We start from the raw sequence: 10,382 nt of genomic DNA on the forward strand, positions 1-10,382 counted from the left end.
AAATAAAAAACACTCGACGCGGGTCTACTATTTACGGATCCGCTTCGAGACACACAAAATGAAAGGAACACGTACAGCGAATAATCATTATAGTCATAAGATTTTACTGGTTGAAGATGAACCAGATCTCGCTAACTTAGTTAAGCTTAATCTCAATACTCTCAATTTTGATGTCATTCAATGTTCGACTATAAAACAAGCAAATCAACAGTTAGATCTCAAAAGTTTTGACCTTGTTTTAATCGATCGTACACTCCCAGACGGAGATGGACTTATGTTGTGTCAGCAACTTCGTCATGCAGGAAAAGAAACACCTTGCATGATGCTAACCGCTAAAGATTCTGAAGCCGATATCGTACTCGGTTTAGAATCTGGTGCCGATGATTATCTGACAAAACCGTTTAGCGTACTTGAACTAAGAGCAAGAGTTAAAGCGCTTTTAAGACGAGGACATCAAACTGAACAAGAGGAGCAGCAGCTTGATTTCAATGGTATTACAATTAACTGTGATACCCGTGAAGTGATCGCTTTCGATACCCTGTTAGCATTAACTGCCAGAGAATTTGATCTACTACTTTTCATGGCGAAACATCCTAAACAAGTCTTTAGTCGGCTGCAATTGTTAGAGGCTGTATGGGGCTACTCATATTCTGGTTATGAACACACTGTTAATAGCCATATTAATCGCCTACGCGCTAAATTATCTTCCTGTACTCCTGCTGCCGAGTTAGTGAAAACGGTATGGGGAGTGGGTTATAAATTTTCGCCTCCAGAGAGCCGCCCCCACTAATGAATAGTCTATTTAGTCGATTATTACTGTCAGCCAGTTTAATCGTCTTTATCTTAATTATCGCTTTATGGCAATGGTTTCAATTTAACCAAGACTTTAGCCGAGATCAGCTTCAGCAATCTCTGCATCGAGATCTCGCACTCCACATGGCCCATATTAATCCTCTCTTATCACAAGGGATCACATCCAGTGCTGCGTTAAAGGAAGCGTTTCATGACTTCATGCTATTAGGCCCAAGTTTCGAGATATACACTTTAGATACCTTAGGTAATGTGGTCGCCTATGATGCAAAAACCGAGAAAATAAAACGCTTAAGGGTCGATACGCCAGCGTTAAGAGCTTTTATAAATGGTGCTCAATTGCCCATAAAAGGGCTAGATCCCAGATCATTACACAGTAAAAAGATATTTTCAGCAGCATATTTACAAAATTCCAATGGAAAAAACACTGGCTATTTATACGTAATAATAGGCGGTGAAGATTTCGATATGTGGCAATCCTTAGTCAGTGAACATCAAGCCCCTAGATTCTGGATTGGTGTAGTTTTAGCTTCAATTGTGTTTGCGCTGACTCTATTTGCCCTTTTAGCAAAATATTTAACCCTCCCCCTCTCAAAATTGGAGCAAGACTTAGGAAAGTTAGAGTCACAGAACCTAAATGAAGGTTTAACCCTTCCCGATGAATATAGAGGCAGTAGTGAGATCCACGGACTCAGTTTACATATCAATCAACTTCTGGAAAGAATCCGTCAACAACATCAAGCGATTAATCGCCAGCAACAAGCGAGACACGATTTCATGCTACACCTATCTCATGATTTAAAAACCCCGCTCACATCACTACAGGGCTACATAGATACTTGGTTACTAATGCCTGCAAATGAGCGTAGTAGTGATTTAATTGAAATAGCTGCAAACTCAGGAAGGTACATTCAGCAGTTATTAAGCCAAATGTTAGAGCTTGCCGCATTAGAAAACGGACAGATAACGCCAGAGTTTAAACGAGTTGAATTAGCACCACTCTTACATGAATTAACACTTATTTTTGCCCCTAGAGCCAAACAACAAAAAGTAGTGCTAAATTTCGATCTACCTTCAAACATAATTATCCTAACCGATCCACAAATTTTGATGCGTGTTTTAAGTAACCTTATTGATAACGCCATCCGCTACACGCCAGCGGGTGGCAGTATCACCATAAAACCGACTTCCCATTTAACCGAGGGTCAGTTCAATGAAGATAATACCGCCATTTGGCTATGCGTTTCTGATAATGGTTCTGGGATGCACAAACATGAGTTACAAGCGCTACAACATTTAAAGAATAAGCCCAAATTTAAACGTGACGAAGTTTTACCTCAGTTAGGTGTAGGACTGGCCATCGTTAGGCAGTTATTAGGGCTATTAAGGTGTAATATCGATATCGAGAGCACTCCTGGAGAGGGCAGTCAATTTCACATAGAATTACGACTTGCAGAATAAAAATTGAATTTAGCACATAAAAAAGCCCATCAAATGACAGGCTTCATGTGAACATGTAAATCTAATTACTTATGATATTGACCTGATAACTCATGTACTGAGTTGATAAATGCACCTGCGTGCTCAGGATCAACATGTTGATGGATACCATGACCTAAGTTGAATACATGTCCAGTACCTTCACCATAGCTAGATAATATTTGACCAACCTCTTGATGAATACGCTCAGGAGATGCATAAAGTACTGAAGGATCCATATTACCCTGTAGCGCAACTTTATGACCCACACGGCGACGTGCATCACCAATATCGACAGTCCAATCTAGTCCTAGTGCATCACAGCCGGTTTCAGCCATCGCTTCTAACCATAGACCGCCACCTTTAGTAAATAAGGTCACAGGAACTTGACGTCCATCGGCATAGCGAGTCAAGCCATCGATAATCTTCTGCATATAACGCAGTGAAAATTCACGATAAGCGTGGTGTGAGAGTGCTCCACCCCATGAATCGAAAATCATCAAAGATTGTGCACCATTGGCAACTTGTGCATTTAAGTACAAGATCACTGAGTCAGCTAACTTATCGAGTAACATGTGTAGAGTCTTAGGCTCTTCGTATGCCATCTTCTTAATTTTCTCGAAAGTCTTACTCGAGCCACCTTCAACCATGTAAGTTGCCAATGTCCAAGGAGAACCAGAGAAACCGATCAATGGAACTTCACCTTTAAGCTCGCGACGAATAGTGCTTACAGCACGCATCACATAACCAAGTTCATCTTCAGGATCAGGGATTGAAAGCTTCTTGATCGCATCGATAGTATCGGTCGGACGCTCAAAACGAGGACCTTCACCAGTTTCAAAGTATAAGCCTAGGCCCATTGCATCCGGTACAGTCAAAATATCAGAAAACAGGATAGCAGCATCAAGATCATATCGGCGAAGTGGCTGAAGCGTTACTTCACACGCTAAATCCTGATTCTTACACAAAGACATAAAGTCACCGGCTTCTGCACGGGTTGCTTTATATTCTGGTAGGTAACGGCCAGCTTGACGCATCATCCAGACAGGAGTTCTGTCAACAGGTTGTTTTAGTAAAGCGCGTAAATAACGATCATTTTTTAATTCTGCCATTTGGCTCTATTCCTAGACTTATTGATTTCCGCTGCGCGTAGTTTAGCATTTACGAGAGTAGAATATCCTCTCTCAGATCATTTATGTGACAAACACCACTACATATAAAAATAATCAAGATGAACATGCTTAACCTAGCCGAGTAAATAGTAACCAGATGATATGGCCGGATAATTAATTCGTGTTAATGTTCCCAATATGACAAAAAAAAGTTGCACACACCTCAAGCCTTTGGTATAAAAAGTCTGCGCTAGCAAGAACAATCAAGAAGCTCGTTCTATCGAGCCTGAAAAACCAATACTCGCCCAGCGATAATTTTTCATCGCTGGGCATTTTATTTTAGACGATCCAATTTCCTAATCCCCATCAATATCCAAGTATAAAAACCAACCCAAAGCACTAATTTACTTTATCTCATCAAATAGTCGAATAATGGTTGATTAATACCCTAGTTGTCACCTACATTAGAAGTCAGGGAAGAACTCAGAATCGAGAACTATCATGTTAAAACAACTGGAAAAAGTCGAACAAAGATGGGGTGGTGCAAACAGCCTAATCGATCATTGGCTAAATAACCGTCGTAAACTGCTGATTAATTACTGCAAAATTGCAGGTATACCTCCTTACGATTCAACAGAGAAATCTCTTCCTCCTGTAATCTTAGTCAAAGAGTTTTGTGATCTATTGATGGACTATGTTTCTGAAGGACATTTTGAAGTTTATGATCAAGTTGTTACTGCATGCGAAAAAAATGGAATATCGAGTAAAACACTAGCGCAAAATCTAGTGCCTCGAATCAGCGAAACAACAGATTCAGCCCTTGATTTCAATGATAAATACACAGAATTGGTAGATGATAATGTGTTATTTCAGCTCGATAAAGATCTGTCATCTTTAGGCCATGCGATGGAAACTCGTTTCGAACTGGAAGATAAGCTATTGGAAGTATTACATGCAAAACACTCCTAGTTGAACGATTTATGGTGAGTATTCAATTAGATTGCCGAACAAATTTTTATGGTTCTCCCTAGATGTAAACTATCCATTTAACGCTTATTATTTTTAAAGACAGATACAAGAAGGCCAGCTAACAAGCTGGCCTTCTTACGTTTATATCACTCGAATAAATGAGAGATTAAACTGCAGACTGAAAGATTACTTCGCCAGCTTTTTCTGTATAAGATGCGATCTGATCAAAGTTCAGGTAACGATAGGTATCAGCTGCTGTGGCATCTAACTCCTTCGCATAGCTCTGATACTCTTCTGCAGAAGGTAGACGACCTAGCAATGCAGCTACAGCCGCTAACTCAGCAGAGGCTAAGTAAACATTTGCCCCCGTTCCTAAACGGTTAGGGAAATTACGCGTCGATGTAGAAACAACCGTCGCACCTTCAGCAACACGTGCCTGATTGCCCATACATAGAGAACAACCTGGGATCTCGATACGAGCACCAACACGACCGAAGATTGCGTAATAACCCTCTTCAGTTAATTGATCGCGATCCATCTTTGTTGGAGGCGCGATCCACAAACGAGTTGGCAGTGAAGTGGCAAACTTATCAAGCATCTTACCCGTAGCACGGAAATGACCAATATTAGTCATACAAGAACCGACAAAAACCTCATCAATCTTAGTGTCTTTAACAGCTGAAAGCAGTACCGCGTCATCGGGATCATTGGGGGCACAAAGAATGGGTTCTTTAATGTCATTCAAATCGATTTCGATAACGGCAGCATATTCAGCATCAGCATCGGCAGCCATTAATTCAGGGTTAGCTAACCAATCCTGCATGGCGATAATACGGCGCTCAATAGTACGGCGATCGCCATAACCTTCAGCAATCATCCATTTCAACATCACGATGTTTGAGTTTAGATATTCGATGATAGGCTCTTTATCTAGCTTGATACTACAACCAGCAGCACTACGCTCAGCAGAAGCATCAGAAAGCTCAAAGGCCTGCTCCACTTTCAAACTTTCCAAGCCTTCGATTTCAAGTACGCGACCAGAGAAAAAGTTAACTTTACCTTTCTTCTCAACGGTCAATAGACCCATCTCGATCGCTTTAAGCGGAATAGCATGAACAAGATCACGTAGTGTGATACCAGGTTGCATTTCACCTTTAAAGCGCACTAAAACAGACTCAGGCATATCCAGTGGCATTACACCCGTTGCAGCGGCAAATGCCACCAAGCCAGAACCCGCAGGGAAAGAGATTCCAATAGGAAAACGAGTATGAGAGTCACCACCTGTACCTACGGTATCAGGAAGTAACATACGGTTTAGCCAAGAATGAATAACACCATCACCAGGACGCAATGAAATACCACCACGATTCATAATGAAATCGGGAAGAGTATGGTGAGTATTTACATCAACTGGCTTAGGATAAGCTGCAGTATGACAGAAAGATTGCATCGTCAAGTCGGCACTAAAACCAAGACAAGCGAGATCTTTAAGCTCATCGCGAGTCATAGGGCCAGTCGTGTCTTGCGAGCCAACAGAGGCCATCTTAGGCTCACAATATTGACCGGGACGAACACCTGTCACACCACAAGCTTTACCCACCATCTTCTGTGCCAACGTGTAACCTTTACCCGTATCAGCCACATCTTGTGGCAATACGAATACAGTAGACTCCTTAAGTTTTAACACTTCTCGAGCACGAGTAGTTAAGCCACGACCGATAATTAATGGGATACGACCACCGGCACGAACCTCATCCATAAGTACTGCTGTTTTAAGTGCAAACTCAGAGATCACCTCGTCGCTATCATGACGCTTAACTACGCCTTGATATGGATAGATATCAATGACATCCCCCATATTCATCTTGCTAACATCTAATTCAATTGGCAATGCACCAGCATCTTCCATTGTGTTGAAAAAGATTGGAGCGATCTTACCACCTAGACAAAAACCACCGCCGCGCTTATTAGGAACATTAGGAATATCATCGCCCATGAACCACAACACAGAGTTAGTCGCTGACTTACGAGAAGAGCCAGTACCAACAACATCACCAACATAAACTAACGGGAAGCCCTTAGTTTTAAGTTGCTCAATCTCTTTGATTGGACCAACAGCACCCGCTTCATCAGGTACAATACCTTCACGAGCATTTTTTAACATAGCTAAAGCATGTAATGGGATATCTGGACGAGACCAAGCATCTGGTGCTGGTGACAAATCATCCGTGTTAGTCTCACCAGTGACTTTAAATACTGTCAAGGAAATTTTATCTTCAAGCTTTGGACGGTTCAGGAACCAATCGGCATTAGCCCAGGATTCAACAACTTGTTTGGCATAAGCATTACCAGCTTGCATCTTTTCTACTACATCATGGAAAGAATCAAACATCAGCAAGGTTTTTGATAAAGCAGTAACAGCTAACGGAGCTTGTACATCATCATCCAACTGAGCAATCAAAGGGTCAATGTTGTAACCCCCTTGCATAGTACCTAGCAGTTCAACCGCACGCGCAGATGACAATATAGGTGAACTAACATCACCTTTAGCTAAAGCATCCAGGAAACCAGCTTTTACATACGCTGCTTCATCTACTCCTGGTGGAATTCTGTTCTCAAGTAGATCGAGGAGAAGTGCCTCTTCACCTACGGGTGGGTTTTTAACTAACTCAACTAATTCTGCCACTTGTTGGGCATCTAGTGGCTTAGGGACTACGCCCTCTGAAGCACGCTCTGCGACGTGTTTACGATATGCTTCTAGCACGGCAATATTCCTCTTTGTTTGGCGTTCTTACAATGAAACTGCACTGCTTCATAAATAAAGCTCACAGTTAAGCAGGCTCGACCCTTATTTCTGGCCGTATTATACTACAGCTTTAAAAAAGTTTGAATCAGATCACACTCTTGTGGTTAGCAAACCAGAACTAGATCCACAACATAACTCACGATGCACTGTAATTTATTCCATCAGCACCATCAATGTAATTAGACCATAGTTTAAAAATATAGTTAATGTCATTGTCAACAAACAGTTACATTGTAATTAGTTTGATAAAATCTGTAAAAGCAATCAGAAAACAAACTAACAAACACAGACTATTTATCTTTCTACATTGCTAATAAAAACCATAATAATGCAGTACTATTCACCTTAATTATACTGAACATACTGGAACACGATGACATCACTCTCACTTAAGGCCGTAATTTTCGACATGGATGGCATATTGATTGATTCAGAACCTATGTGGCAAACTGCTGAATATGAAGTTCTTACAAACCTTGGACTAAACCTCAATCATAGCGACATTTTACAAACTACCGGCCTTAGAATCGATCAAGTAGTCAGCTATTGGTATCAGAATTTCCCATGGGATAACTATGATAACGAGCAAACATCAAAGCTAATTGTAGATCAGGTCCTCAAACAGATTTTAACCAGTGGTAGACCTATGAATGGAGTCATACAGGCATTAGATTTTTGCCGAGAAAATGGTTTAAAAATTGGTTTAACAACCTCTTCATCTCATGCCATAGTTAAAGCTACGTTAGCCAAACTCAATATAAAGCATTTTTTTGATTCGATTAACTCGGCTGAGTATTTAGCCTTTGGAAAACCACACCCAGAAGTTTACCTTAATTGCGCTCACGACTTAAATATCAACCCCACACAATGTATTGCAATCGAAGACTCATTAAACGGTCTCATAGCAGCTAGAGCTGCAAGCATGCAAACTATTGCCATACCTGCCATTGAGCAGCAACACGAGTCGAAGTGGATTATCGCCCACAAGCAATTAGTATCACTCACCGATCTACCAAAATACCTAACTGATGAATTGAAACTGCAAGGGCAATAAAGCTACAGCCACTAGAAACGCTTCAACTATATTAAGCTTGCATGACTCACTTCCGTAGAGAGAAAGGAGGTCGTATAAACGCCCAAGATGTAGCATCCTTTATAAAAATGGAGTTTGGCGTTGAGTTTCAGCAAAGTAATCTCTATCGATTATTGCATCAACAAGGCTTCTCCTGAATAACCACTTGATCGCGTTGATGTGTGGTTCCAAGATGAAGCGAGATTTGGCCAACAGAACACCACTACACGGCTTTGGGCCACCAAAGGAACTCGCCCACGGGCAGTTCGTCAACAGCAGTTTGAATCAGCATATTTATTTGGCGCAGTCTGTCCTGCAGCTGGCACAACAGAAGCCATCATTGCTCCATTTGCTAATAGTGAATGTATGCATGAACACTTGAAATTAATATCATACCAATCGGTATAATCATCTGGTCAGGTTTATCCATGAACGATTGCATAGATTCTTTACAGTATCAATGTCACTAATAAAGCTATTCCAAGCTTGCGTGCATTGCTCGACAATGTCCTCATAATTGGCAAAACACCTATTGGCTAAAGGCGCTGTCTTATCCATCCCCAAACTTGTTCGATAGGATTAAGCTCTGGTGAATAGGGAGGTAGTTTAATCATGGTTAGATTATCGAATTCATCATCTAGATCTTTTGTATGCCAACCGGCACCATCCATGATCACGACAGCGTGGCGATCTGGAAGAGTTGCTTCAGAAATTAACTTTAGGTGTTGCCGCATGAACCTTTTATCTACCCATGGAGTGATCAACGCTTCGGTATTTCCATTCGACGGACATACCGCCCCAAAAACATAAGCGTACTCAAACTGTTGTTGTCGAACGACTCTTGGACGACTTCCTTTTTTTGCCCATAAGCGTGTCGTCGTGTTTTGTTGCCCTATACGAGCTTCATCTTGAAACCAAACATCAACTTGAGCCAGGGCAATATGACCGGGGATGTTAAGGATCGTTTCCAAGCGGAAGTTTTTTAAAAGCTTCTTGTGCTTTTTGGGATTGTTTAGGATGTTTTGACCTACTCGTTATCCAAGAAAAACCTAGCCGCTTTAATACTCTATAGACACTTGATGGTTCATAATTGATACCAAAGTGCTGAGAAATATATTCATTAATATCAGCACCCGATAGTCTGCCGCCTTCTTCAGATAAACTTTGCTGCTCAATGAATGTTGCGAGTTGTTTAGATTGAGTCTTGTTTAAAGATGGAGGTCGACCAGGTGATGTTTTGTGCTCAAGGCTCGCTAAACCGTCGGTTAAGAAATCACTTACCCATTTGTTTACACTGGTACGACTCACCTTAAGAATACTCGTGATCTCAATGCGGTTATGCCCTTCACTGAAATGTGCTAATGCCAAAAGACGGATCCGCTTTTGTGCATTTTTCTCTCGTCGTGCCAGAGAGCGAAAGTCAGTGGTATTAAGCTTTTCCATATGTAACCTAATCATTAAAATTAACTGTTCAGATTAGATCACATCTTTATACCGATTGGTATAAATGAGGAGTGCACTAGGAAACGGACAAATTGTTTCCAATCAAAACGAAAAAAGCCCGTTGCATAAGCAACGGGCTTTATCGCTTCTCTTTCGAGAATAAATAGGCGTCTGGAAATGACCTACTCTCACATGGGGAGACCCCACACTACCATCGGCGCGATTGCGTTTCACTTCTGAGTTCGGGATGGGATCAGGTGGGGCCACAATGCTATGGTTTCCAGACAAATTTGCTATTACTTTCAGCGTTTAAAAAGCTAAAGGTAAATAATTTCGAAAGCTGTTATCTCACATTCGCAAGATAATTCTAAATAATTGGGTTTAGTACACGGATGTACTGTATGTCATAAATGCAGAAGCATTTTATGACCAACTTAAATCAAGTTCGTATTCTTTTGTCGCTAAGTATCACCTAGCTACATAAAACCCATCTGGGTTGTATGGTTAAGCCTTACGAGTCATTAGTACAAGTTAGCTCAACGCCTCACAACGCTTACACACCTTGCCTATCAACGTCCTAGTCTCGAACGGCTCTTTAAAGAGATTTAATCTCTAGGGATGACTCATCTTAGGACTCGCTTCCCGCTTAGATGCTTTCAGCGGTTATCGATTCCGAACGTAGCTACCGGGC

General features: G+C 41.3%; 6 protein-coding genes, 2 rRNA genes and 2 pseudogenes (1 of these 10 running past the window's edge). 5 read left to right on the forward strand and 5 right to left on the reverse strand.

The features are described from left to right. Positions 1–58 precede the first annotated feature (58 nt). Positions 59–790, forward strand: coding sequence for a response regulator transcription factor (locus tag HWQ47_RS25160; RefSeq protein ID WP_269968699.1), 732 nt, complete (start codon positions 59–61; stop codon positions 788–790). Then, complete coding sequence (locus tag HWQ47_RS25165; RefSeq protein ID WP_269968700.1) at positions 790–2,271, forward strand: sensor histidine kinase; 1,482 nt, start codon at positions 790–792, stop codon at positions 2,269–2,271. The genes HWQ47_RS25160 and HWQ47_RS25165 overlap by 1 nt, the downstream gene beginning before the upstream one ends. 65 nt (positions 2,272–2,336) lie before the next feature. On the opposite strand, the gene hemE is transcribed toward HWQ47_RS25165, so the two are convergent. Next, entirely contained in the window at positions 2,337–3,401 is a 1,065-nt protein-coding gene (hemE, locus tag HWQ47_RS25170; protein WP_269968701.1) for a uroporphyrinogen decarboxylase, read from the reverse strand. 501 nt (positions 3,402–3,902) lie between these two features. On the opposite strand from hemE, the gene rsd reads away from it, so the two are divergent. Further along, a complete protein-coding gene (gene rsd / locus HWQ47_RS25175; protein ID WP_269968702.1) occupies positions 3,903–4,370 on the forward strand; it encodes a sigma D regulator in 468 nt (155 codons plus the stop codon). A 166-nt stretch (positions 4,371–4,536) separates the two neighbouring features. Here rsd and acnB read toward each other — a convergent pair whose 3' ends face one another. Further along, positions 4,537–7,134, reverse strand: a complete 2,598-nt coding sequence (gene acnB, locus HWQ47_RS25180; RefSeq protein ID WP_269968703.1) for a bifunctional aconitate hydratase 2/2-methylisocitrate dehydratase — start codon at positions 7,132–7,134, stop codon at positions 4,537–4,539. A gap of 415 nt (positions 7,135–7,549) precedes the next feature. Between acnB and hxpB the strand changes: the two genes are divergently transcribed. Both hxpB and HWQ47_RS25190 read left to right on the forward strand, forming a co-directional pair. Then, positions 7,550–8,230, forward strand: a complete 681-nt coding sequence (gene hxpB, locus HWQ47_RS25185; protein WP_269968704.1) for a hexitol phosphatase HxpB — start codon at positions 7,550–7,552, stop codon at positions 8,228–8,230. Positions 8,231–8,289: 59 nt separating this feature from the next. Next, a pseudogene (locus HWQ47_RS25190) lies at positions 8,290–8,641 on the forward strand (winged helix-turn-helix domain-containing protein); the annotation flags it as partial. Positions 8,642–8,656: 15 nt separating this feature from the next. On the opposite strand, the pseudogene HWQ47_RS25195 reads toward HWQ47_RS25190, so the two are convergent. From HWQ47_RS25195 to HWQ47_RS25205, 3 genes and pseudogenes are all read right to left on the reverse strand, one after another. After that, positions 8,657–9,691: pseudogene (locus HWQ47_RS25195) on the reverse strand (IS630 family transposase). Between the two features lie 169 nt (positions 9,692–9,860). Further along, positions 9,861–9,976: ribosomal RNA gene (gene rrf, locus HWQ47_RS25200) — 5S ribosomal RNA — on the reverse strand. Between the two features lie 215 nt (positions 9,977–10,191). Further along, a 23S ribosomal RNA gene (locus HWQ47_RS25205) occupies positions 10,192–10,382 on the reverse strand (it continues 2,729 nt past the right edge of the window).

This window comes from Shewanella sp. MTB7, from assembly GCF_027571385.1.
Classification (GTDB): domain Bacteria; phylum Pseudomonadota; class Gammaproteobacteria; order Enterobacterales; family Shewanellaceae; genus Shewanella.